Annotated in this window: 23 protein-coding genes; 20 read left to right on the forward strand and 3 right to left on the reverse strand. The window is 38.2% G+C overall.

Annotation, left to right across the window (positions count from 1 at the left end):
* From I2F17_RS09400 to I2F17_RS09415, 4 genes are all read left to right on the forward strand, one after another.
* Window positions 1–2590, forward strand: a 2590-nt coding sequence (locus I2F17_RS09400; RefSeq protein WP_211139747.1) for an autotransporter domain-containing protein, incomplete at its 5' end; no start/stop codon positions are given.
* Between the two features lie 350 nt (window positions 2591–2940).
* Window positions 2941–4068 carry an NAD(P) transhydrogenase subunit alpha gene (locus I2F17_RS09405; RefSeq protein WP_211139748.1) on the forward strand — a complete coding sequence of 376 codons (1128 nt, stop codon included), beginning with the start codon at window positions 2941–2943 and terminating at the stop codon, window positions 4066–4068.
* Window positions 4069–4078: 10 nt separating this feature from the next.
* The gene (locus tag I2F17_RS09410) at window positions 4079–4396 is read left to right on the forward strand and encodes a proton-translocating transhydrogenase family protein (protein WP_196423502.1); all 318 of its coding nucleotides are present in this window, start codon (window positions 4079–4081) and stop codon (window positions 4394–4396) included.
* Between the two features lie 11 nt (window positions 4397–4407).
* Window positions 4408–5859, forward strand: coding sequence for an NAD(P)(+) transhydrogenase (Re/Si-specific) subunit beta (locus tag I2F17_RS09415; protein ID WP_196423503.1), 1452 nt, complete (start codon window positions 4408–4410; stop codon window positions 5857–5859).
* A 93-nt stretch (window positions 5860–5952) separates the two neighbouring features.
* Here the strand turns inward: I2F17_RS09415 and rsfS are convergent, their stop codons facing one another.
* From rsfS to I2F17_RS09430, 3 genes are all read right to left on the reverse strand, one after another.
* Window positions 5953–6348, reverse strand: coding sequence for a ribosome silencing factor (gene rsfS, locus I2F17_RS09420; RefSeq protein WP_196423504.1), 396 nt, complete (start codon window positions 6346–6348; stop codon window positions 5953–5955).
* A 140-nt stretch (window positions 6349–6488) separates the two neighbouring features.
* Window positions 6489–6626, reverse strand: coding sequence for a hypothetical protein (locus I2F17_RS09425; RefSeq protein ID WP_196423505.1), 138 nt, complete (start codon window positions 6624–6626; stop codon window positions 6489–6491).
* Window positions 6627–6761: 135 nt separating this feature from the next.
* Window positions 6762–9566 carry an ATP-binding protein gene (locus I2F17_RS09430; RefSeq protein WP_196423506.1) on the reverse strand — a complete coding sequence of 935 codons (2805 nt, stop codon included), beginning with the start codon at window positions 9564–9566 and terminating at the stop codon, window positions 6762–6764.
* Window positions 9567–9712: 146 nt separating this feature from the next.
* On the opposite strand from I2F17_RS09430, the gene cysM reads away from it, so the two are divergent.
* From cysM to I2F17_RS09510, 16 genes are all read left to right on the forward strand, one after another.
* Window positions 9713–10645, forward strand: a complete 933-nt coding sequence (cysM, locus tag I2F17_RS09435) for a cysteine synthase CysM (RefSeq protein WP_211139749.1) — start codon at window positions 9713–9715, stop codon at window positions 10643–10645.
* Between the two features lie 6 nt (window positions 10646–10651).
* Entirely contained in the window at window positions 10652–11422 is a 771-nt protein-coding gene (locus tag I2F17_RS09440; RefSeq protein WP_196423508.1) for a ribonuclease H-like domain-containing protein, read from the forward strand.
* Window positions 11423–11438: 16 nt separating this feature from the next.
* Window positions 11439–12836, forward strand: coding sequence for a 23S rRNA (uracil(1939)-C(5))-methyltransferase RlmD (rlmD, locus tag I2F17_RS09445; RefSeq protein ID WP_211139750.1), 1398 nt, complete (start codon window positions 11439–11441; stop codon window positions 12834–12836).
* A 21-nt stretch (window positions 12837–12857) separates the two neighbouring features.
* On the forward strand, window positions 12858–15152 hold the full coding sequence (locus I2F17_RS09450; protein ID WP_196423510.1) for a RelA/SpoT family protein: 2295 nt from the start codon (window positions 12858–12860) through the stop codon (window positions 15150–15152).
* Between the two features lie 69 nt (window positions 15153–15221).
* Complete coding sequence (mazG, locus tag I2F17_RS09455; RefSeq protein ID WP_211139759.1) at window positions 15222–15989, forward strand: nucleoside triphosphate pyrophosphohydrolase; 768 nt, start codon at window positions 15222–15224, stop codon at window positions 15987–15989.
* Window positions 15990–15996: 7 nt separating this feature from the next.
* Window positions 15997–16350: a ComEA family DNA-binding protein gene (locus tag I2F17_RS09460; protein ID WP_211139751.1), complete on the forward strand. Its 354-nt coding sequence runs from the start codon at window positions 15997–15999 to the stop codon at window positions 16348–16350.
* Window positions 16351–16472: 122 nt separating this feature from the next.
* The gene (gene pcnB / locus I2F17_RS09465) at window positions 16473–17930 is read left to right on the forward strand and encodes a polynucleotide adenylyltransferase PcnB (RefSeq protein WP_196423512.1); all 1458 of its coding nucleotides are present in this window, start codon (window positions 16473–16475) and stop codon (window positions 17928–17930) included.
* Complete coding sequence (gene folK, locus I2F17_RS09470) at window positions 17930–18424, forward strand: 2-amino-4-hydroxy-6-hydroxymethyldihydropteridine diphosphokinase (protein ID WP_213014465.1); 495 nt, start codon at window positions 17930–17932, stop codon at window positions 18422–18424. Before pcnB ends, folK begins: the two co-directional genes overlap by 1 nt.
* Window positions 18425–18449: 25 nt before the next feature.
* Window positions 18450–19262 (forward strand): 3-methyl-2-oxobutanoate hydroxymethyltransferase, encoded by an 813-nt coding sequence (panB, locus tag I2F17_RS09475; RefSeq protein WP_211139752.1) that lies wholly within the window; start codon window positions 18450–18452, stop codon window positions 19260–19262.
* The gene (panC, locus tag I2F17_RS09480) at window positions 19262–20110 is read left to right on the forward strand and encodes a pantoate--beta-alanine ligase (RefSeq protein ID WP_196423514.1); all 849 of its coding nucleotides are present in this window, start codon (window positions 19262–19264) and stop codon (window positions 20108–20110) included. The genes panB and panC overlap by 1 nt, the downstream gene beginning before the upstream one ends.
* Before the next feature lie 25 nt (window positions 20111–20135).
* Window positions 20136–20987: an RNase adapter RapZ gene (gene rapZ / locus I2F17_RS09485; RefSeq protein ID WP_196423515.1), complete on the forward strand. Its 852-nt coding sequence runs from the start codon at window positions 20136–20138 to the stop codon at window positions 20985–20987.
* Entirely contained in the window at window positions 20984–21253 is a 270-nt protein-coding gene (locus tag I2F17_RS09490; RefSeq protein ID WP_196423516.1) for an HPr family phosphocarrier protein, read from the forward strand. Before rapZ ends, I2F17_RS09490 begins: the two co-directional genes overlap by 4 nt.
* Before the next feature lie 2 nt (window positions 21254–21255).
* Entirely contained in the window at window positions 21256–21807 is a 552-nt protein-coding gene (yjgA, locus tag I2F17_RS09495) for a ribosome biogenesis factor YjgA (protein ID WP_196423517.1), read from the forward strand.
* A 158-nt stretch (window positions 21808–21965) separates the two neighbouring features.
* Window positions 21966–23888, forward strand: a complete 1923-nt coding sequence (gene thrS, locus I2F17_RS09500) for a threonine--tRNA ligase (protein WP_211139753.1) — start codon at window positions 21966–21968, stop codon at window positions 23886–23888.
* A gap of 5 nt (window positions 23889–23893) precedes the next feature.
* Entirely contained in the window at window positions 23894–24445 is a 552-nt protein-coding gene (gene infC, locus I2F17_RS09505) for a translation initiation factor IF-3 (protein ID WP_196423538.1), read from the forward strand.
* Between the two features lie 874 nt (window positions 24446–25319).
* Window positions 25320–26036, forward strand: a complete 717-nt coding sequence (locus I2F17_RS09510; protein ID WP_196423519.1) for a response regulator — start codon at window positions 25320–25322, stop codon at window positions 26034–26036.

Raw genomic sequence — 26036 nt, forward strand, 5'->3', positions numbered from 1 at the left:
GAATAAAGTAATGTTGAAAGATGCGGTTATTAATGTTTCTAGATATGAACGCGACAATATAGGAAACATTGCAATCACAGATTTGACCAATGCTAATATTTATGAGCAAGATATTAGTGATATTGGTCATGGTAGCGTAGTCTCACAAGTTATTGCTGGTGATGCTGCTGAAGGAACAATGAGTGGTTTAGCTAAAAATAAATCACTTATTTATGCTGCTCAAACAACAAACGCAAAAGGTGAAAGTTTTGGATATGTAAACTTCTATGCCATGTTGGATTTAAATAAAAAATATGGTGTGAAACTGTTTAATGCATCTTGGGGCGGGAAAAGTGGAGAGAGGTTGTCAAGACTTTCTATTGAAAGCAGACAAGCGGAAGAAGTTGTTAAAACAGGTTCTTTGATGGTATTTGCAACAGGTAATGAATATCAGAAACAACCTAGCAATATGTCACTTATGCCAATTAATAATTTTATGTTAGAAAAAGGTATTCTAGCTGTTACGGGAGTAGATGCATCTAAAAAGAAACTCTATCAAGAAAAAGATCAAGTAAACGGTGGTGCAAATGCTTGTGGAGATGCGGCTCGTTGGTGTTTGGCTGCAGATTATGTTACTCAACCATATCGTTTAGACTCAAGTTTAGAAACATTTAACGTATATCATGGCACTTCATTTGCTACACCACAAGTTACATCAACAGCTGCTTTAGTATGGTATGAGTATCCATGGATGACAGCTGATCAAGTGCGCCAAACTATACTTACTACAGCAGAATATATAGATGATGGTTCAACTTTTGATAAAAATAGGCCTTATAATAAAACAACAGGTTGGGGCTACTACAGTCTAGAAGATGCGGTTAATGGTCCCGCTGGATTCTATAGTGTATTTGGAACTACATTCGATGCGAATGTAACCGTTGATAGTAGTTTTTTAAATGATATTAAAGGTGACTCTGGCCTTACTAAGCGTGGCCAAGCGACATTGTATGCGCTTGGGAATTACACTTATAAAGGCGATACAGATATTAAAGAGGGTCAATTCAACTACTACGGCGCCATGACAGGTATGATTTATATTTATCAAAATGCGACTGTTGCAAGTATGAGGGATTATTTATCGTCTGAAATACTAAAAGATCTAGCAGACTATAGTGGTATATCTGATACATCATTTAATTCGATGTATAATCGTGGCACATTATCTACCCAAACTGGTAATATTTCTGTGAGGAATTATATTCAAACCTCAACAGGTACTTTGTTGTATGATTTAGCACATATATTGAAGGTTAATACTGCGACTTTGTCAGGTAATCTTGATGTAACAACCACGAAACAACAGTTCACCTTGGGGAACTATACAGTTATCGATGCAAAAACTTCAATATTAGGAAAATTTGATAAATTTAAAAGCATTTCTCCTTTCCTACAAATTAACAAATTAACATATAATCTGAATTCAGTGGTTGCTAATATAGGCTTTTCTGATGCGAGAACATCAGGAGTGATTCAATCTGCTGTAAGTGCTCCTGCAGGTCAACTGATTAACCAAATTACAGAGCAGGCTGTATCTGATTACACTTCTGGAGATGTACAAAGTAGTGCAGTTCAATATGCAGCAGGATTACAAACAGTGAGTAATAGTGTAAAAGCACAAACAATTCTCAATAGTAATTCAGGTTCTATTTTTGCAGAAACCCCTTCTGTTTTATTACAAAATCAAGCAATGCTGGTTGATTCGATTGCACGTCGCACCAGTAATTTAACGGATGCTCGGTCAGGGGTATGGGCAAACACGCAATATTTAAACAATAAAAATGGCGCGACAGGCTGGGATACTGTGAATTCTAGTATTACAGCGATAACAGCTGGTGTAGATCAATTAATAAACCCAGATTTTGTACTGGGCGGTTATATCTCACAATATAAAGAATCTTCTAGCTTTAGCCTTAATGGTGATAAAAATAAAGTAGATATGATCTTTGGTGGTTTATATGGCAAGTATACTTTAGGTCAAAAATATATTTCCATGACTGCTCAGTATGGTGATGGTAATAGTAAATTTGATCGACGCATAGAAACTGGAACTACTGAGTTAAAATCTTCATCTTTAGGAAATATTAAAACTTATGGTATGTATTCGGAGTTTGGTTATCAATTTGATTTAAATCAGAAATTAATGATAAATCCATTTGTTGGATTAAGTTATGCGGCAATAAAACAGGGGGAAATTTATGAAAGCAATAGATATGGCCTTGCTGTAAATAAAATTGACTCAAATGAAACCCGAGCAAAATTAGGGCTACATAGTTTATTTACACTCACAGATCAATTTAAATTAGGCGGATTTACAGAGTATAGCCATGTTGTTGATCGATCATTAGGTAATGTGACTATTAAATCTAATATTGTACAATCATCTGTGAGTTATCAGGCCCCTGAATTCAAAAAAGGCTATATGACTTTAGGTTTAAATGGGCAGTACGAAACAATGAATAAAAAATGGAAATTCTTTGGTGATATTGCTTATCTAAATAGTAGTAAATCAAATTATCAAGGGCAAGTCGGTGTGAAATATAGCCATTAATTTTTTATAGTAATATAAAAAAGCCTTATGTATAAAATATTTAGAAGTTTTTTGTTCAAAAAATTAATTTTTCTATGATATGGCCTGAATCATTTTGAGTTAGAGCAATAATTCTAAGACAAAAGGCTAATTGTATTTGATGATAAAATTTAGCTAACCTAGAGGGTAAACCTTGCTATTATACCTTTTTTATAGTGTGTAATAAAATTTGATCTCAAAATACTGCCCATTTATAAAATAAATAATGGGCTATATTTTTGTGTAAAATGCGTAGAGTAGATGAGTCGCGGGCAAGTCGTAAATATGACAACCGCCATGTTTAAACAATTGCATTAGCTTGGGGAATACTCATGCAGATTGGAATACCAACCGAAGTTGTAACAGATGAAAAGCGTGTGGCAGCAACACCAGAAACTGTGAAAAAGTTAATTGGTGCTGGTCATGGCGTGGTGATTGAGCGTGGTGCAGGCACCAACTCAGCATATCTTGATACTGCCTATGAACAAGTAGGTGCGGTCATTGTAGATAATGCTTACCAAGGCAGTGATATTATTTTAAAAGTAAGAGCGCCATTTGGTGACGAAATTAAAGCCATAACATCTGGTACCATTGTGGTTGCGATGTTTGATCCATTTCGTAACACCGAGTTAGATGAATTTGCAAAACAAGGCATTTCAGCATTTTCACTTGAACTGTTGCCACGTACGTTATCACGTGCACAAAATATGGATGTACTTTCATCTCAAGCTAACCTTTCGGGTTACAAATCTGTGCTACTTGCAGCCACTGAATATCAGGGCTTATTTCCAATGTTAATGACTGCTGCAGGTACTGTGAAACCTGCACGTGTGGTTGTTATGGGAGTAGGTGTTGCGGGTTTACAAGCCATTGCAACAGCAAAACGTTTAGGTGCTGTGGTTGAAGCCACAGATTTACGCCCAACTGCCAAAGAGCAAGTCGAATCTTTAGGTGGTAAATGGTTAGATGTACCGATGTCACCAGAAGAACAACAGCGCGCAGATGATGCTTTGAAAAATGGTTATGGTTGGACACCGGGTGAACAATACATTAAAGATCAATCTGTCATTGTAGATAAAGCCGTGAGCAATGCAGATATTGTCATCACTACAGCTTTACTACCAGGTCGCAATGCGCCACGCCTTATTCATGCGGCAACCATTGAAAAAATGAAAGCGGGTTCAGTTATTTTAGATATGGCTGTAGAAACCGGTGGTAATGTTGAAGGTTCTGTAGTTAATCAAACAGTAGTGACTCAAAATGGCGTGAAAATTTTAGGTGTGCCAAATATTCCATCTACAGTTGCAAAAGAAGCATCTGCACTATATTCACGTAATGTATTTAATTTTGTCAGTACTTTATTTGATGAAAATCAGAAAGTTAAAATTAATTTAGATGATGAAATTCAAAAAGCATTATTAGTGGCACATGACGGCCAACTATTGCTAAAACGAGGTTAAGGGGATAGGTATGATTGAAACAATTACTATTTTTGTTTTGGCAATTTTTGTCGGCTATTATGTAGTTTGGGGGGTTACACCTGCATTGCATACACCACTTATGGCAGTGACCAATGCGCTGTCTTCAATTGTGATTGTGGGTGCAATGATTCAAACCACAGGATTACCTGTATTGGGCATCGATGCCAACGTTGCGTTTCAAAGCGTAAATACAGTCAGTATTTTGGGTGCGGTAGCAGTATTTTTGGCAAGTATTAATATTTTTGGTGGTTTTGCGGTAACCGCACGCATGCTAGAAATGTTTAAGCCAAAGCAAAAGAAAAACTAAGGGGCTAAATCATGGAGTTTATTCGAGAAAGTGCAGGTTGGCTTTATTTAGTTGGCGCAATACTGTTTATTTTAACTTTACGTGGTTTATCTAGCCCTAAAACAGCAATTCGTGGTAATACCTACGGCATGGTAGCCATGGCAATTGCAGTTGTTACCACCTTTTTTGTGGTTGATCACGTAGTCGTTTGGTTGATTTTAGCACCAATGGCGTTGGGTGCTGTCGTGGGTATTGCTCGTGCTCGTACTGTACCTATGACTCAAATGCCAGAAACAGTTGCTTTAATGCACTCATTGGTTGGTCTATCTGCAGTACTGATTGCAGTCGCTGCTATTTTGCACAATAACCATTTAGTGGCATTGTTTAGCGAAAATGCCGCAGCTTTACAGCAAGCGGGTGTTGAGCAAACTCACATGAGCAAAGTTCACTTTTTTGAACTATTTGTAGGCTGTTTTGTAGGCGCAATTACGTTTACAGCATCTTTATTTGCTTATGGTAAGTTGGCTGCGAAAAAATGGGCAAAAACAATTGCTGGTGGGTGGGTTAAACCACTACAAGCGGTTTTATTTATTGTTATGTTGGGTTGTGGGGCTTACTTCTTTACAAGTGGTAACATGACTGCATTTTGGCTCATGACCATTTTTGCACTTGCATTTGGTTGGGTTTGGATTGCACCTGTTGGTGGTGGTGACATGCCAGTTGTGGTTTCACTATTAAACTCATTTTCTGGTTGGGCAGCAGCGGGAATTGGATTTACTTTAGAAAATAATATGTTGATTGTGGCTGGATCTCTTGTCGGTTCATCAGGCGCAATTTTGTCTTATATTATGTGTAAAGCAATGAACCGTAGCATTATTAACGTACTCTTTGGCGGAGCAATGGCAGGTGGAGCTGCTGTAGCAACATCAGGTGCTCAAGTTGAAAGAAATCATCGCTCGGGTTCTGCAGACGATGCTGGTTTCTTAATGTCAAATGCAGATAGTGTCGTAATTGTGCCAGGTTATGGTATGGCTCAGGGACGTGCGCAAAATGCGGTGAAAGAATTATCGACTGTATTGAAAGAGCAAGGGGTTAAGGTTCGCTTTGCAATCCACCCTGTTGCGGGTCGTATGCCCGGTCATATGAACGTACTATTGGCTGAAGCTGATGTGCCTTATGATGATATTTTGGAAATGGATGAAATTAACTCAGACTTTCCTGCAACAGATGTTGTGCTAGTGATTGGTGCAAATGATGTTGTAAACCCAGGTGCAAAAGATAATCCAGGTTCACCAATTTATGGTATGCCAATTTTAGAAGCATACAAAGCACGCACCATTATGGTCATTAAGCGCTCTATGGCGACAGGTTATGCTGGATTAGATAACGACTTATTCTATAATGAAAAAACCATGATGATTTTTGGTGATGCGAAGAAAGTTGTAGAAGATATGACTAAATCAATTAATGGTTCAGGTCACTAAACAGATGAACCAAACCTTGTGAAGTTACAAGGTTTGGTGGTCTTGAAAATAAAAAAGCCACAATCATTGTGGCTTTTTTAGGTCTTGTCGCTTTTATTGCGTATTAGTTGTACGCCATAAGCTTTCTAGATCATAGAATTGTCGTGCTGTAGGTAGCATAATGTGTACAACAATATGGCCTAAATCAACAAGCACCCATTCTGCATCACGTTCGCCTTCAATACCAATTGGACGAAAACCTGCTTTACGAGCTTCGTCAGCGACATTATCTGCTAATGCTTTCACGTGTCTTGTTGATGTGCCACTTGCGATCACAATCGCATCTGCAACATTACTGATCGTGCTGATATCTAGCTCAAGAATATCTTTTGCTTTTACATCTGTAAGTGCTTCATGTATAACTTTTAAACAGTCTTGTACATCTTGAGATTGTATTTGACCTAAATTGTCGTGAGAATTAGAAGCGCTGGGCGATGGTTCTAAATTCATAAAACTTCATTTTTCCAAATATATGGTTGACCGAGTAATATATCTTTTTTAGTTGAAAAATTCAATTATTGTACAGATAAAAACCAGATAAATTGTGATTCATCATTACAAAATAATAGAAGTCGGTCTGTAATCAATCACTAAACCGTGGTTTTTTTATCTGTCACTGTTGTTGCTTTAACATATTTGTCTAAAGGAATGGTGCTTGAGTGATTCGATGTATGAAAACTCAAAGGCGTTGCGAATAATAAAGCAAAAACAATAAGCATTTTTTTCATAGTGCTCTTTATAAAAATCTTTTAAGTGGTTATATCGAAAACAAGTTATTTTATGTAAATGATAATACGTCAACTTTTTCAATGTGACAATAGTCACACTTTAAATTATTTTTGGGTATTTTATATTTTGATGATTTATATTTTATGAATTTGATGCTGTGCCGCTTTTCTCGTTTGTTCGATGACTTGTTTGAGTTCATTAAATCGTTCTAATGTTTCTTCAATAAAGCGTTGGTCTGCTTTTCGTTGTTGTTTACGTAATGTGGAAATAAATTGCTCAAAGTCTCCAGTGACTTCTTGTAAACGTATTGTTCCGACATAACGAGTGGCACCATATAAACGATGTAAAACATGTTCAAGCTGAGGAAAGTCTTCTAATTCAATCAAAGAATGCATTTCATTAATTTCGGTATCAAAGCTATCAATGAGCATTTTAATTAAATCAATAGCAAGTTCTTCTTTATTGGCTGCCAATTTGACACTTTGAGCCCAGTCTAAAATATTTATATCTATGTTTTGATCACGTTGCATATTGGTATGAGGATGTTTTTGCTCGAATCGATGGTTATTTGTCCATGTAGTGAGGATGTGTATCAGTTGCTCAATTTGAATTGGTTTTGTGACATAGTCATTCATACCAACAGTGAGTAGTTTTTCTTTTTCATCAGATAAGGCGTGCGCTGTAAGTGCAATAATTGGCAATATTGTGGTGTTTTCTGTGGTTGATTCTAAAGAGCGAATCGCACGTGTGGTATCAATTCCTGACATCACAGGCATTTGAATATCCATAAACACCAAATCGAAGGGTGTATTTTGTTGCCAATGCTGTTTAATTAAGTTAAGTGCATCTTGACCGCTCAATGCCTTTGTTGTTTTGACTTTAAGTTCGCCAAGCAATGCTTCAAGAACAATTAAATTGGGTAAATGATCATCTACTGCAAGAATGTGTAGTCCTTGACCGTCAAATGTTTGTTGTTTGTGGTTTGGGGTATTAATTTTTTGATTCTTGAGCGTTTGTAATAAAGCATGTCTGCTGAGTGGTTGATACAATGGTGTTGCATCGTAGTCAGCAAGAACATTCGGCTCAAGTGACATTTGATAACCATAAATGGCCAAATTTCCTTGATATCGAGAGCGAATTTCTTTTAATAAGGTATGTGTGTCTCCGCCATGATCTACAATAACCCATGTGTTTTTATGCTTTGGTAATTGGTTTAGGCGACTAAACAAATCTAAAATTGAGCTACTGGCTTGGTGATGAATATGATCATTGTTGAGATATTGATTTAAAATATAAGCAGTTTTAAGGTGGGAAATAAAAGAAACCACATGAATATTTGATAAATCTTCGGTATGTTGTGTGGCTTGTTCTATTTCAAACTGTGCTGTAAACCAAAAGGTTGATCCTTTTTCTGGTGTTGTTTTGCCTTGATTGTCTTCAAAGCCAATTTCACCGTGCATCATTTGTACTAATTGTTTTGAAATAGCCAGCCCAAGTCCTGTGCCACCAAATTGACGAGTGATAGAGGTATCGACTTGTGAAAACGAATCAAAAAGTTTCTTTTGATCGGTTTCATGTACACCAATCCCACTGTCTTGTACGCTAAAGTAGATATGACATTGTCGATGATCTGCACTTTGTAACTGACTATGGACAATAATTTCACCGCTGGCCGTAAATTTAATGGCATTTGAAATAAGATTGGTGAGAATTTGTTTAAATCGAAGTGGATCACCAACAACACGTTGTGGTAATTCTGGTGCAAAGAAAAAAGCCATATAAATGTTTTTTTCAGCTGCAAGGGGTGACAGCATGTCCATGACATCAAACATGGTTTCTTCTAAATCAAAAGATGCCATTTCTAATTCTAATTTTCCTGCATCAATCTTTGAAAAATCAAGAACATCATTGATTAATGCCAACAGATGTGCTGAAGATTTTCTGATGGTTTGAAGGTATAAGTTTTGATCATTAGTCAGATTGCTTTGTCTAAGCATAAGGTGAATAAAACCGTCAATGCTATTGAGCGGTGTGCGTAATTCATGACTGATATTGGCTAAAAATACAGATTTCGATTGGTTTGCAGACACTGCTTGATCACGTGCTTGGCGATAAGTGATGTTTTGCATTTCAAGTGTATCTAAAGTGCGTCTTAAATCATCTTCTGTTTGTTCGGTATGATCTCTAAGTTCTAAAAAGCTATAATGTAAACGCTCAAAGGTATGCTCTAAGTCTTTTTCAAGTAACTGTAGTTCACTACTACTTTGTGAGGTAATGGGTTCATTGAGGTTGTCTGCATGTACTCGTTGTAGTTGCATACGTATTTCGTATAAGGGGGCAACCCAACGCCGTGAGTAAAAATTCAGACACATCATGAGTAAGAGTAATGTAATGAATGTGGTGATCAAAATTGCGATTAAAATGTGATAATGCGCTAATTCTAAAGGTTTATTATCTAAAGAAATAACCAGCCAACCTTGCTGGCCTGTATGGTTTGATGTGAATTGTTGTGCATAAATGCTGTTGCCATGGTTGGGTATAGGGCCAACAAAACGAGAGCTACTCGATAAAGTTGGCCATGATAAGTTATTTCGATTACCAATACTTAAAATGACGTGATTCGATTGATTGACTAATGCAACCCGTTGTAACTGTGGGTCACTGAGCATGCGCTGTAAAATGCTTTGAGCTTGACTGTTGAGTGTTGGTTTTTTCTCGATTGTTTCAAAAAGTAACTGTGCACTGTGTTGGTAACGCGTTAGAATTGTAATTGCAGCATAGTGTTGTTGTTGTTGAGCAGATTGGCGAGTTTCTTTTAATATAAAATAAGTACCTACCATGGCTAAAATGGTAATAGGTATAAAAATAAGTAATACCAATTGGCCGTATGCATGGTTGAACGGGAGTTGCTGTAAAATATTTTTTTTGTATTTCGCCATGACTCAGTGTAAGAGGCTTATTTCGTATTTATTTTAGCATGTTTGTGGTTGATATGATGTAGCATGTTGCGAATAAAGCCTGTGAAATGAGTGCAGCAGCCTGCTTTTTTTCATACAATCATCGCACCGAGAAAAATGTAACGACTATGAGCCACAATCAGCCTAATTTTTTTGCAGAAGAACAGTTTTTTTTAGATCACTATGTGGGTCACACGCCATTGGTGCGTTTACAGCGATTATCTGCAACGACTCAGGCCACTATTTTAGCAAAGCTAGAGGGCAATAACCCCGCAGGTTCAGTGAAAGATCGCGCAGCTTATAATATGATTATACAGGCAGAAAAACGAGGGGATATACGACCTGGTGATACTCTGATTGAAGCTACAAGTGGAAATACAGGCATTGCATTAGCATTGGTTGCAGCCATGCGTGGATATCGCATGATCTTGATCATGCCAAACAATATGAGCCAAGAACGTAAAGATGCGATGCTTGCATATGGTGCTGAATTAATTGAGGTTACTCCCAAGCAAGGCATGGAAGGCGCTAGAGATTTAGCCTTGACAATGCAAAACAATCAACAAGGAATTGTGCTCAATCAGTTTGGTAATCCAGATAATGTTAATGCTCATTACTTGACGACAGGCCCTGAAATTTGGCAACAAACACAAGGGAAAATCACCCATTTTGTAAGTGCTATGGGAACAACAGGCACGATTATGGGAGTATCTAAATACTTAAAAGAACAAAATCCCAATATTCAAATTGTAGGTTTGCAACCAGACGAAGGCGCAAGTATTGCTGGGATTCGTCGTTGGCCTAAAGCCTATTTACCCACCATTTTTGATGCACAGCGTGTCGATCGTATTATTGATATTCCGCAACATGATGCGGAAAAAACGATGCGCACCCTTGCAAAGCAAGAAGGTATTTTCTCTGGTGCATCATCAGGTGGTGCAGTATGGGCATCGTTAAAGATTGCTCAAGAAGAACCAAATGCTGTCATTGTTTGCATTATTTGCGATCGGGGAGATCGTTATCTATCGACAGGTTTGTTTTCTATCCAAGATGAGGACTGAGGTTATATGCGTTTACCCATTTTGGTATTTAACATTGAAACCACTTTAGATTTAACCATGGGTGCACATTTACATGGTTTAAGCCATTTACCCAAAGAAGATGTTCAACAAGCATTGAATAAATTGCGTCGTCAAGAAACAGGTTCTGATTTTCAACGGTTACATTTACATGAGATTTCTTGTATTTCTGGCTTATGGGTGAGTGAAAAAGGTTTAAGGTTATTTTCATTTAGTCAAAATGAATATACAGAGTTGGAAATATTAGAAAAATTTCTATCTATTTTTGAAAAAAGACTGCCGATATTGGTCAGTTGGAATGGTGCACAATTTGATCTGCCTGTAATCTTACTCAGAGCAATGTATTATGGTTTGTCTGCTCCTCGTTTGTTTGACCAAGGCGAGATTGATCAACAAAAGCGTTTTAATAATTATCAAAATAGATATCATCAACAACATATCGATTTAATGGATAGTATGTCGATGTTCAATCGCCAAAACTTTCAAAAACTAGATGATATTGCAGCATTCTTAGACTTACCATTTCGTGATAAAATGGCGGTGTCAGTAGAGGTTAACTCTGAGCAAGCAGTGATTAAAACATGGTTAATTTATATACGTTGGATGCTATTGAAGGGTCAATTGACCCAGTCAGACCATGCAAAAGCGATACAAAATATGATTGTTTGTTTAAAAGAACAACATCAGCACCATGAATTTTTAACCCACTGGCAAGCGGTTGCTAAACATACGGCATTGAGTCGTACCTTTTTTTCATGATTAATCTTTGAGTACTATGTTGAAATATTCTCGCCAAGCCAAGCCCGCAGTTGTGATGCATACGTTTGCCATTGAAACCTTATCACATGAAGGGCGAGGCGTGAGCCATTATCATGAAAGTTTAGATCATCCGATTGATAAGCACGGTAAAAAGGTATTTGTTCAATTTGCATTACCGAATGAACGCGTTTTAGCAAAAATTACCCGTCAGAGTAAACGTTTTGAAGAAGCAGAGGCTGTATCTTTAGTGTCATCGCCTTCTGTTTATAGAACAACGCCAATATGTGAACATTTTACAGTTTGTGGTGGCTGTAGCTTGCAACATATGCAAACGGATGAACAAATTCGAGTCAAACAAAATACTTTAGCATCACATTTACAGCATTTTTCAGGCTTGGCACCTGAAGAATGGTTGGCTCCTGTACGTTCAACACGCCAAGACTACAGACGCCGTGCTCGCATAGGGGTGCGTTATGTCGAGCGATCAAAAAAATTAGTCATGGGGTTTCGTGAACGACAAAGCAATCATTTGGTTTCTATACAACACTGTCCTATTTTAGATGTTGAACTGAATCAGGCACTGCCAGATCTTTATCAGATGCTCAGTCATTTAAAAGGGTGTAAAGATATTGGTCACATTGAATTATCTATGGGTAGTCATGAGATTGCATTATTAGTGAGGCATACTGCGGCTTTGCAAACCTCAGATGTTCAACAATTAAAACAGTTTGCTCAGCATAAAACATGGCAATTGTATTTACAGCCAAAAGATTCAAGCAGTGTACACCGCATTGATCAAAAGGCACCTATGCGTTTAAGTTATCATTTGACAGATTTTAACTTGGAGCTTGGTTTTTCACCCACCGATTTTACCCAAGTCAATGATGGTGTGAATCAGCAAATGATTAAATTGGCATGTAAATTGCTTAATCTTCAGGCTGGGGAGCGTGTGTTGGATTTGTTTTGTGGTTTGGGTAATTTTTCACTTCCTCTTGCACAGCATGTAGGTGAGCATGGCTGTGTTGTGGCAGTAGAGGGGAGTGAAAATATGGTTGCGCGTGGGCAAGAAAATGCAAAGCGTAATCATATTAAAAATATTGAGTTTTATGCACAAGATTTAACGCAAGATTTTTCTAAACAACCGTGGGCAAAACAAGCCTTTGATGCATTACTCATTGATCCACCTCGTGCTGGTGCAGAGCAAGTGATGCAATATATTGCACATTTTTCAGCACAGCGAATTGTTTATGTGTCTTGTGACCCTGCAACCTTGGCTCGAGATGCTGGCATACTTGCGCAAAAAGGGTATGCACTTAAAAAAGCAGGGGTGATGGATATGTTTACACATACGAGCCATGTAGAGTCGATTACTTTGTTTGAAAAAGTACAATCGTGTAATAACAAAAGTGAATGACGTAATTAATAGGAGATAGGTATGGTCACGGTACGTGAACAGTTACCTGAACGATTGACACAGCTCACAGAAGAAACAGCCGTAGGTCACGCCCTACAGCAGCAAGATCTTGCAGAGTGGTTAGATCGAGTACGTCTTCAAACAGGCAATGAGCTCAAACAGCTTAAAGCTGTTGCGAAACATACATTAAAAAAAGAACAACAAGCCCTTGTTCCTAGTCGAAATAATACCTTTGTGACAGGTATTGGTGTTGCTGATATTTTGGCACATTTACGTGTCGATGAAGCAACTCTTGCAGCGGCTGTATTGTATCGGAGTGTTCGAGAGGGGTTGACCTCTTTAGACGAAGTGGCAGACAGTTATGGTCAAGAGGTGCTTGATTTGGTTCGTGGTACGCTTGCCATGGGTCGGCTTTCTGAACTGATCGAGCAAAATAAACGTTTAGAAGATCACTTTAATAACAATCAACGTGAGCACCTGACAGGCATTTATAAAATGCTGATTTCTGTCACAGAAGACGTGCGAGTGGTGTTGATTAAATTGGCCGAACGAACGTTCGAATTGCGTGAATTGGCAAAGTCACCTAAAGATCGTCAAGAACGAGTATCTCGTGAAATTTTAACCATTTACTCTCCATTGGCGCATCGTTTAGGAATTGCTCAATTAAAGTGGGAACTAGAAGATCTTGCTTTTCGTTATTTAGCCCCTGATCGTTATAAAGAAATTGCTAAGTTACTGAACGAAAAACGTTTAGAGCGCGAACAATATATTGATGATGTTGTGAATCGCTTAAAAGGTGAACTAAAAAAAATAAATATTGAAGCGGATATTAGCGGACGAGTAAAACACATTTACTCTATTTACCGTAAAATGAAAAGCAAAAATCTCAGTTTTGGCCAGCTTTACGACATTCGTGCCTTACGTGTGTTGGTTCACTCTGTTTCTGAGTGTTACCACGTTTTAGGGATCGTACATCAGATTTGGCGCCATATTCCCAATCAATTTGACGACTATATTACCAACCCAAAAGCCAATGGCTATCGCTCATTGCATTCAGCAGTGATTGCAGATCATCGTTCATTAGAAATACAAATTCGTACGCATGAAATGCATAATGAAGCTGAGTTAGGGGTGTGTTCACATTTTAATTATAAAGAAGGTGAAAAATCGACCGACTTTTCATTTAATCATCGGTTACATTCGTTACGTGCTGTACTTGAAAACTATCAAGAACGAAATGAAGCAAATGCACATGCCAAAGATGAAGAAGATTATGAGGCCATACAAGAATTTGAAGATTTTGAAAAAATTTATGTCTTTAGCCGAGATGGTGATATTAAAGAACTGCCACGAGGTTCTACCGTATTAGACTTTGCTTACCATGTTCATACAGAAGTCGGGAATCATTGTTATGCTGCACGAGTTAATCAACGTTATGTACCATTGACCTATGGGTTAAAAACAGGTGAGCAGGTCGAAATTTTGACCAAAAAAGACCGAGAGCCTAATCGAGATTGGCTGGTCAGTTCTTTGGGATATATTAAAACAGCACGTGCACGTGATAAATTACGCCATTGGTTTAGACAGCAAGATCGCAGTAAAAACCTTGAAGTTGGTCGTGATTTATTGACCAAAGAATTACAGCGTTTAGCAATACACCCTAAAAGTATTGATCTTAATGAATATTGTAATCACTTTAATGTAAAAACAGGTGATGATATTTTGGTGGCGCTGGTCAATGGTGATATTGGTTTACATGCACTGATGAACCAAGTCAATCGTCATATGAATATTGACCAAGACGAGCCAGAGCTGATTCTCAAGCCCACATTAAATCCAAGAGCAAGCCATACCTTGTCAGCTCATGGAATTTTAATTGATGGATTGGACAATGTTGAATTAAATATTGCGCAATGCTGTCAGCCTGTACATGGTGAAATTATTGGTGGTTATATTACGCTAAATCGTGGTGTCAGCATTCATAAAAAAGGCTGTCAGGATTATATTCGTATGATTACAAATGAACCTGAACGTGCAGTTGATGCCGATTGGGAATTGCAACCCACACGTGGTCAAAGCATACAAATTGTGGTGGAAGCATATGATCGCCGAGGTTTACTGAAAGACCTGACACAAGTGATTTTTTCTGACAATATCAACATTAGACAAGTCAATACGATTTCTGAGAATGATGGTATTGCAAATATGAAACTTATGATTGAAGTCAAAGGGCTGGCACAATTGTCACGGCTACTTGCACGCTTAGAGCAACAGCCTGGTATTATTAGTGCAAGACGTTTAATTCAAGGCAATTAACCAATGAAGGCCAATGCGTAATGCGATTTGGCCATTTAGGTATATAACATGCATGATGAGCAATCCCCAATCGAAAAACTTAAAGGCATTATGCAACTGTTGCGTAAGGAGTGTCCGTGGGATCAAAAACAAACACCACAAAGTTTGACAAAATATGCCATTGAAGAAGCGTATGAAGTTGAAGATGCGGTGCGTTCAGGTCAGGTGCATGCCATTAAAGATGAGTTGGGTGACTTGTTACTGCAAGTGGTCTTTCAATCAGAAATGTATGCTGAGCAAGGGCAATTCGATTTTAATGACGTGGTCAATGCAATTATTGAAAAATTAATTCGTCGTCATCCACATGTTTTTGATCAAGAAAACTATGACACGCTCACGGCTGAGCAGGTGAAACAATTGTGGGATCAAATTAAACAACAAGAAAAACAACAAAGAGGAGAGACAACCTCCCGTCTAGATCAAATCAAACATGGCCCTGCACTGACTCAAGCACAAGACATTCAAGAAAATGTGTCAAACATTGGCTTTGATTTTGCCACTGTAAATGATGCCATGAAAAAAGTACATGAAGAATGGGCAGAACTTGATGAAGCAATCATGACCAAAGAGCCATCTAAAATTGAAGATGAATTTGGAGATTGTTTATTTGCGATGATTAATGTGGGTCGAAAACTGAATGTGTCTAGCGAAATGGCATTACTTTCTACCATTCAAAAATTCAGACAACGGTTTGCATTTATTGAGCAAACGGCTTTTGCACAGAGTAAATCAATAGAAGATATGACACTTGCAGAGATGGATGTTTTATGGGAACAGGCAAAATTACAACAAAAATAGATTGGGTATGAAAAAAATAGTTTTATGGGTGTTTTGTGCCTTGGTTCAAGTGGTACATGCAAACGCCACAAATTATGATCAACAGTATCTGCAATGGAAGTCAAATCAGCTTCCTGTTGCAGGTACATTACAATCAAAAAATGATACAAAACCTGTGGTGCACCAAACAGGAAAAATTTCAATTAATCAGGCAGATATGCATGTATTGCAACAATTGCATGGTGTAGGTGAGAAAAAGGCGCAAGCGATTATTCAACACCGCCAAGAGAATGGCCCATTTCAGCAGATTGAAGAACTCAAAAAAGTCGTTGGTATTGGTGAAAAAACTTTTGAAAAAAACAAAGATATTTTAGTTCTTTAAAACTTGTGGGTGAAACTCGGGCATGCTTAGTATAAGATACCAAGAAATTGCCATACTTTATGCAATTTTGAAAAAATTGGACACAATGAATTATTCATTACAGACGTAGGAGAGAGCGTCTTTTGCACACTTTACGCGCGTCAAAATATGGCTTAGCCATTAAGAAATTACCACCATCAATTATTGAAGTGATTGATGTTTTAACCAAAGCTGGCTATGAAGCATACATCGTTGGAGGGGGAGTTCGAGATCTCATTTTGGGCTTGAACCCAAAAGATTTCGATGCAGTCACCAATGCTACACCTGCACAAATTAAAGCAGCTTTTGGCCGCCGTTGTCGTATTATCGGCCGCCGTTTTGAATTGGCTCATGTTTATATTGGTCGAGATCTCATAGAAGTTGCTACTTTTCGAGCACCACCTAAAAAAGAAGTGACCAGTGCACAAGGCATGATTTTACGAGACAATAATTGGGGGACGATTGAACAGGATTTTGTTCGACGTGATTTTTCGATTAACGCAATGTATTATCAGCCAAGAAAAGACATTATCTTAGATTTTTGTCATGCAATTGATGATATTAAAAGCAAAACGTTACGATTTCTTGGTCAACCTGCAAAGCGATTTGAAGAAGACCCTGTGCGCATGCTACGGACTTTACGTTTTGCTGCCAAATTGAAATTTAATATTGCTCAAGATATTGTAGATGTTTTTACGCCAAATATGGCGAAACTCTTAAGAGATATTTCACCTCATCGTTTGTATGATGAGTCACAAAAATTATTTACTATGGGGCAATTGAATCAAGTATTACCTCTATTGATTCAATTTGATGTATGGAAGCAAATTTTTGCAGATATACCACCAACCATTAACCCGTTTATCGAACGTGTCGCTCGTAATACAGATCAGCGTATACAGGTGGGTAAAAGTATTAATCCTGCATTTTTTTATGCTGTTTTATTGTGGGAAAATTTTTTAGAAAGAACACAGTTTTATCTTAATAAAGCATTGCCACCTGCCGAAGCAAGAGCACAAGCTGGATTAGATGTGATTAAACGTCAGTGTACACGTACAGTGATTCCTCGCTTTACCGAAACGTTTATTCGAGAAGTTTGGGAAATGCAAGTTCGTTTAATGAGTCCAAAGCCACAGCAAATTGAATCGCTTGCAGGGCACCCTCGTTTTAGAGCAGGGTTTGATTTTTTATATTTGCGTGAAAAATCAGGTGATACAACAACAGACGGTATGGGGCAGTGGTGGGAAGAGTATCAACACTTATCTCGTGATGAAAAAGAGATAGTGATTGCCAAATACAATAGACAGCGTAGTAAGAAACGTCACAAAAGCACGGAAACTATTGATACACAAGAGCCGTTGGTTAAAGATGAACGACCAAGATCGAAGTTTTCAAGACGAGTGAAAACTACGAATGTTACAACAGATGGAATCACAACTGCTGATCGACATGTTGCGACTCAATCGACGTCTTCTGAAAATATAGATTTTAAACATCCAATTTTAAAACGTAAACGTGTACAGCGTGATTTGGCACATGTGACGTTTGGGCCAACACAATAATGCATACAACATATATTGGTTTGGGAAGTAATTTAGGAGACTCAAAACAGATTTTATGCCAAACCGTAGCGAAACTGGCTACGCTAGGTACTGTGAGAGTCTCGCAATTGTATTCAACTGCGCCTATGGGGCCACAAGATCAGCCTGACTATCTCAATGCAGTGGTTGAATTGAAAACCACGCTCATGCCGTTGGCTTTACTTGATGCATTACAAGCGTTTGAACAAGAATCTGGACGTATTCGATTACGTCGTTGGGGTGAGCGTACTTTAGACCTTGACCTATTATGGTATAACAATCAAACCATTCAGCATGAACGTTTAATCGTACCGCATTTGGGTTTGTTGGAAAGAGATTTTGTGTTGCTACCACTGTTAGATTTAAATCCAAACATGGTTGTCAAAGGTCAGGTGTTAAAAGAATTAAATGTTGTACAACACACGATGCTACAGCCCATTGCGAACAATGATTGGGTAAAGCAGACAACACAGTGAAAAAACCGTTGAAGGATATTGCGCCATGATTAATTTAAGTGATTTACGCCGCTTTAAAAAAGAAGGCAGAAAATTTTCATGCTTAACGTGTTATGACGCAAGCATGGCGAAAGCCATGGAAACTGCTCAAATTGACAGTGTTTTAATTGGGGATTCACTGGGCATGACCATACAGGGGCATGATTCGACGCTACCTGTGACTGTAAGAGATATTGTGTACCATACTGCATGTGTGCGCCGTGCGAATCAACATGCATTTCTTATGGCAGATTTGCCTTTTATGGCATATGCAACGACCAAAGATGCCTTGAAAAATGCTAAAAAGGTGATGCAAGCGGGTGCACAAATGGTCAAAATAGAAGGGGGTGCTTGGTTAAGTGATACTGTAGCGTCATTAACACGTAATGGTATTCCTGTATGTATGCATTTAGGCCTGACACCACAATCTGTACATGTATTGGGTGGATATAAAGTTCAAGCAAGAACTCGCCAAAGTGCAGATGCTTTATTACAAGAATGCAAGATGTTGGTGGATGCTGGTGCGGCCATTTTGTTATTAGAATGTGTGCCTGCACAAGTTGGAAAAGAAGTCGCTCAAGCATTTCCTGAAATTCCTGTGATTGGTATCGGCGCAGGGGCAGATACAGACGGGCAGGTATTGGTGGTACAAGATATGTTGGGTCTCACTGATGGTCATGTTGCAAAATTTGTTTATAATTTTATGAGCAAACAATCGGGCCCTTATGCTATTTTAGATGCGATAACAACATATCATCAGGCAGTGATAAAAAATACATTTCCTGCATTAGAACAGACCTTTCAAATTGAGCTAAAATAATGAAAACTGAAACCTCTGTACATGGCCTTGCTGCTTCATTACACACTGCACGTAGTGCAAAAAAAGTCATTGGTTTTGTACCAACCATGGGTAATTTACATGAAGGGCATTTAAGCCTAGTCCGTGAAGCGAAGAAAATTTGCGATGTCGTTGTCGTCAGTATTTTTGTTAATCCTACACAGTTTGGTCCAAATGAAGATTTTGAAAATTACCCACGCACTTTAGAACAAGATAGTCAGCTTTTGGTCGATGTAGGGTGCGATATTATATTTGCGCCATCAGTTGATCAAATGTATGTCAAAAAACCAGTCATTACGCGTATACAAGTCACTGAACTTACAGAGATTTTATGTGGTGCATCGAGACCGAATCATTTTGATGGTGTGGCATTAATTGTGACCAAGTTGTTTAATATTGTACAACCACATTATGCCTTCTTCGGTCAAAAAGATTTTCAACAAGTGGCTGTGGTTAAACAGCTTGTACAAGACTTGAACTTAAATGTTGAAGTTATTGCTTTACCGACCGTACGTGCAGAAGATGGCTTAGCACTTAGTTCAAGAAATGTGTACTTAAGCGTTGAACAACGAGCAATAGCTCCTTTGATTTATCAAAGTCTATTAGATGCCGAACGAACTTTACATGAAGGCGAAACACTTGCTGATGTATTGGCTCAAACAAAAGAGCGCTTACAAGCGGCAGGATTTACTATAGATTATGTTGAAGCATTCACACCACATTTGCATTTTGTACAAAGCACAGATAAAGAATTTGTTTTATTTGTTGCTGTAAAACTTGGCACAACACGCTTGATTGATAACTTATATGTGAAGTTAATTAAAGATTAATACGTTTGTATGAAAGGATAAAGCGATGAAGCGTATCTTGATCGTTACAGGACAGTCCGGTTCGGGAAAAACATCTGCACTTCAAGTTTTAGAAGACCTTGGTTATTATTGTATTGATAACTTGCCTTTGGCACTATTGCCAGAAATTGTGGCAAAACTAGACCACGAAAATAACCTAGAGCAGTTGGCTTTAGGTGTAGATGTGCGAAGTACGCAGGCTGATTTACAAGACTTTGAAAGTGTATTTGAGCAGTTACAACAGCACGGCTCGGTAGACATTATTTATTTAAGTACAAAAGATGAGCAAATTATTGCAAGATTTAGTGCTTCTAGACGCCCGCATCCACTGACTGGGCGTTGCCAAAGCCTAAATGAATGCATTCAGGCGGAAAAAAGTTTATTATTACCCATACAGCTCAGATCGACTGTAAATATAGATACCACAGATAAAAGTGTGCATGATTTAAAACATACACTTTTAACAAAACTGGGGCAGTCTGATAAACTGATTGTTATTTTACAGTCATTTGGTTATAAGCATGGTATTCCTTTGGATGCTGATTACGTGTTTGATGTAAGGCACTTACCAAATCCGCATTGGGATTTGCAACTGCGAAAATTGTCAGGTCTTGATCAACCAGTACAGCAGTTTCTTGCAAAACATGACCAAGTGACAGACATGTATAATGATATTTATCTGTTTTTACAAAAGTGGTTGCCTACATACTCAAAAGGCCATAGACACTACTTAACAGTGTCCATTGGTTGTACAGGGGGCCAACATCGATCTGTTTACATCATAGATAGACTACAAAAAGCACTTTCAGCGGATTGGTCTATTCAAATTTTACATAGAGAAATGAAGCACTGGTCATGATTGACACCACAGTAGATGTAATTAATAAACTCGGTTTACATGCTCGAGCCTCTGGAAAGCTCATTGAAGTAACCACAAAGTTCCAATCCTCAATCCAACTTGGAAAGGGTGAGAAGCTCATTGATGCTAAAAATATCATGGCATTGCTCATGCTAGGTGCTGGAAAAGGAACAACGTTACGTTTAGTGGTCACAGGGCCAGATGAGACACAAGCTGTAGCAGATGTTCAAGCGCTGTTTTCAGCAAAATTTTACGAGGCAGATTAATCGTGGCACGTCGACCGCAAAATAGTTATAGTAATGAAGACTTTGAATCATTAGAAGGTCGTGCAAGTAAAAGTGAACAAAAGCGTGCTGTACAGCGTATGGCAGCTTTAGGTGAACAACTTGCAACACTTTCCACCAAGCAAATCCAACAGCTTCCTGTAGATGAACGCCTTATAGATGCATTGCTTGATGTACAACTGATTACATCATTTGAAGCACGCCGTCGCCAATTTCAACGCATTGGAAAGTTATTGCGTAATGAAGATGAGGAAGTTGTACTATCTTATCTCACACCAAAACAAGGTTTGAAAAAACAGGCACAACTTGTGCGCTGGGTTGATCGTATGGTTGAGCAAGGTGATAGTGCAATACATGACTTCACAAAACATTTTAATGCAACCGATAGACATACGTTACGTCAGCATGTTTTGCGTTACCACCGAGATAAAAGCTTACAAGCAACCAAAGAAGAGCTCGAACAAGCCAAACAAAAACTATTTAACTACGTGCAACAGGTTGCATTACTGTCTGATCAAGGCAAAGCGCGTGGTTAATGCTCAATGCTAAAGCTTTGATTGAATCATCGCACTGTGTAGAATGAAAGCCAATATTTTTTCACCACCGCTATTTTTATATTTTGAGGTCTAACCTTCATCATGATCTTGCGGTGATATGCTCCTTGGTATGGGGCATCACTCCTTAAGGATTTTTTATGCCAATCATCACTTTGCCAAATGGCGACAAAAAACAATACGACCATGCTGTATCTGTCATGGACGTTGCACAAAGTATTGGACCTGGGCTAGCTAAAAATACAGTAGCTGGGAAAGTTAATGGTCAATTGGTTGACGCATGCGATCTGATTACTCAAGATGCCACTTTGCAAATTATTACTCCAAAAGATGATGAAGGTTTAGAAATCATACGTCATTCATGTGCTCACTTGGTGGGTCATGCAGTTAAGCAATTGTTTCCTGAAGCAAAAATGGTGATTGGGCCAGTCATTGAAGAAGGATTTTATTACGATATTCAAATGCCACGTCCATTCACGCTTGATGACATGGCCGCCATTGAAGAACGTATGAAGTCTTTAATTGCACAAGACTATGATGTTGTTAAAAAAGTGACACCACGTAATGACGTAATCAGTGTATTTGAAGCACGTGGTGAAGAATATAAGTTACGTCTAGTTCAAGATATGCCAAATGAACAACAGATGGGGCTATACTATCATCAAGAATATGTTGATATGTGTCGTGGACCACATGTACCAAATACGAAATTTTTAAAATCATTTAAACTCACGAAGATTTCTGGTGCTTATTGGCGTGGTGATGCAAAGAATGAACAATTACAGCGTGTATATGGCACAGCATGGGCAGACAAAAAGCAACTTGCTGCATATGTAAAACGTATCGAAGAAGCTGAAAAACGTGATCACCGTAAAATTGGCAAGGCATTAGATTTATTTCATATGCAAGAAGAAGCGCCAGGTATGGTATTTTGGCATCCAAATGGTTGGACCATTTACCAAACACTTGAGCAATATATGCGTCAAGTACAAGCTCAATATGGTTATCAAGAAGTTCGTACACCACAAATTGTGGACTTTGTATTGTGGGAAAAATCAGGTCATGCTGCAAACTATGCAGAGAACATGTTTACCACACATTCAGAAAGTAGAAATTATGCCATTAAGCCAATGAACTGCCCATGTCATGTGCAGATCTTTAATCAAGGCTTAAAATCGTATCGTGAGTTACCTATTCGTTTGGCTGAGTTTGGTTCTTGCCATCGTAATGAGCCATCGGGTTCGTTGCATGGTATTATGCGTGTACGTGGCTTTACTCAAGATGATGGCCATATTTTCTGTACCAAAGAGCAAATTGGGCAAGAGGTTGCAAACTTTATTCAACAAACGCTAGATGTCTATAAAGACTTTGGTTTTGAAGATGTACAAATGAAACTTTCTACACGACCAGAAAAACGTGTAGGAGAGGACGCACTTTGGGACATGGCTGAAAAGTCTCTAGCCGATGCATTAGATGCAGCAGGCCTAGAGTGGGAGCTACTTCCTGGTGAGGGTGCATTTTATGGACCAAAAATTGAATTTTCTCTTAAGGACTGCTTAGGCCGAGTTTGGCAATGTGGTACAATTCAGTGCGATTTTAACTTACCTGAGCGTTTAGATGCGTCATTTGTCACAGAAGACAATGAGCGCGATCAGCCAGTTATGTTACATCGTGCAATTCTTGGCAGTTTTGAGCGTTTTATTGGTATACTTATTGAACACTACGCAGGTTTTATGCCACCATGGTTAGCACCAGTGCAAGTTTGCGTAATGAATATTACAGATACACAATCTGTGGCATGTAATAATGTGGTAGATGCACTTAAAGCGCAAAGTATTCGTGCAATTTCAGATTTGAGAAACGAAAAAATTGGCTTTAAGATCCGTGAACGTACATTAGAACGTATTCCATACTTATTGGTTCTAGGTGACCGAGAAGTAGAAGAAGGAACGGTAAATGTGCGTACACGTTCAGGAAAAAATTTGGGTACTATGTCAACTGAAGCTTTCGTTGATCTAGTAAAAACAGCCGTTGCCGAACGTGGCCGGCATATTGTGGAGTAAGAAAGATTAAACCGACTGATCGTAACCAACAAGCAAGTAAAAGTAATCGCCCTGCTATCAATGACGAAATTCGAGCAAAAGAAGTTCGTCTTGTTGGGGCAGATGGGGAACAAAAAGGAATTGTTTCTTTAGCAGAAGCAATTCGTGTTGCCGAGCAAGATGACCTTGATTTGGTGGAAATTGTGGCGAATGCTGAACCACCTGTTTGTAAGGTCATGGATTACAACAAACACTTGTTTGATTTAAAGCAAAAGCAAAAAGATGCGAAGAAAAAACAGCATCAAGTGCAAGTGAAAGAGATTAAGCTTCGTCCTGGCACAGATGTGGGTGATTACAACGTGAAATTACGTGCGATCACTCGTTTCTTAGAAGATGGAAATAAAGTGAAAATCACATTGCGCTTTCGTGGTCGTGAAATGGCACACCAAGAGCTTGGTCTTTTACAGTTGCAAAAGATCGAAACAGATGTGGTTGACCTTGGTGTTGTTGAACAAGCACCAAAAATGGAAGGTCGCCAAATGGGCATGCTCCTTGGGCCTAAAAAGAAAAAATCATAGATCACCGCATGATAATTGTATGATCTAAAAAGGGCTAACCCAACAGGGCTAGCCCTTTTGAATGATAACGTACACCGTATGTTTTGTAGTAAAATATAAAAAAATCAAATGATTCGGTATCATTTAATTTTTGATTGAAATTTTATTTTAGATCATAAATTGTCTTTTAATGTAGTGCATCAAGCCAAGATCTAGGCTAAACGGTATGTATGTGTTTATTTTATGTAGAGCTTTTTAGTGTCTTCAAAAGAGTCTCACTTTTAATAAAAAGCTGAGAAAAGTATGTTTAATTCATATGAGAGTGATGAATTTAACGTATACATATGAAAGATAACCGAATCTTTTTAAGACATATCTGTCAGTTTATTTTTATACGTTGATATAAAATGAAAAAATAAGTCAGTGTTTTAATTTAATGTATTTGTATAGTGAAACAGTCTAATATTTGATACAACCAATAATAACAAAGGTTTGTTTACGCTTATTTTTTTGATTTTTTCACACATGTGATTTTTAGTGATTTGACAACATTCAAATTGGTTTTTGACAATGAATCAGGTTTAATTTCGCCAGAGGGTGATGATTTTTGTTGGCTTTGTAGTTTGCTGTCGTTACAGTGGAAAAGACTAAAGACATCAGGTCTTTTTTTGAAAGATTAAAATGAGCTTTCTTTAAGTTTTATGTAGATGTCTTGTGAAATAAAAGTTCATGATTTTTATAAATTAATCTATTTATTACAAATTACGTTACTCCTGTATCAGTTTGGTGAAAATGACCTTGTTTACAATGTAAACATGTGTATATTGCTCTTAATGAAAAAGTATTTGTTGAATCCAAATTACAAATATAGTTCAAAATTGACAGGGGACTTGACATGACTCAAGAAGAAAAGCTACCAAAAATTTTAATTGTTGAAGATGATGAGCGTTTAGCTCGTTTAACCCAAGAGTATTTAATTAGAAATGGTTTAGAAGTTGCTGTAGAACCAGATGGTAATCGTGCAATTCGTCGTATTATTGCTGAACAACCAGATATGGTTGTACTCGACGTAATGTTACCTGGTGCAGATGGGTTAACAGTTTGTCGAGAAGTGCGCGCACACTATCATCAACCTATTTTAATGTTGACCGCACGTACAGAAGATATGGATCAAGTGCTTGGTTTAGAAATGGGTGCGGACGATTACGTGGCAAAACCTGTACAGCCACGCGTGTTGCTGGCTCGTATTCGTGCTTTGTTGCGCCGTACAGAAAATACGGTGGAAGAAGAAGGCTCTCAACGCATTGAGTTTGATGATCTTGTGATTGATAACGGTGGCCGTTCGGTAACGCTACATGGCGAATTGGTTGATTTTACAAGTGCTGAGTATGATTTACTTTGGTTGCTTGCATCAAATGCTGGGCGTATTTTATCGCGAGAAGATATTTTTGAGCGTCTGCGCGGTATTGAGTATGATGGCCAAGACCGTTCGATTGATGTGCGTATTTCAAGAATTCGTCCTAAAATTGGCGATGACCCTGAAAATCCAAAACGTATTAAAACAGTACGTAGTAAAGGTTACTTATTTGTTAAAGAAACCAATGGTCTTTAA

It is taken from the genome of Acinetobacter baretiae (assembly GCF_015627105.1).
Classification (GTDB): Bacteria; Pseudomonadota; Gammaproteobacteria; order Pseudomonadales; family Moraxellaceae; genus Acinetobacter; species Acinetobacter baretiae.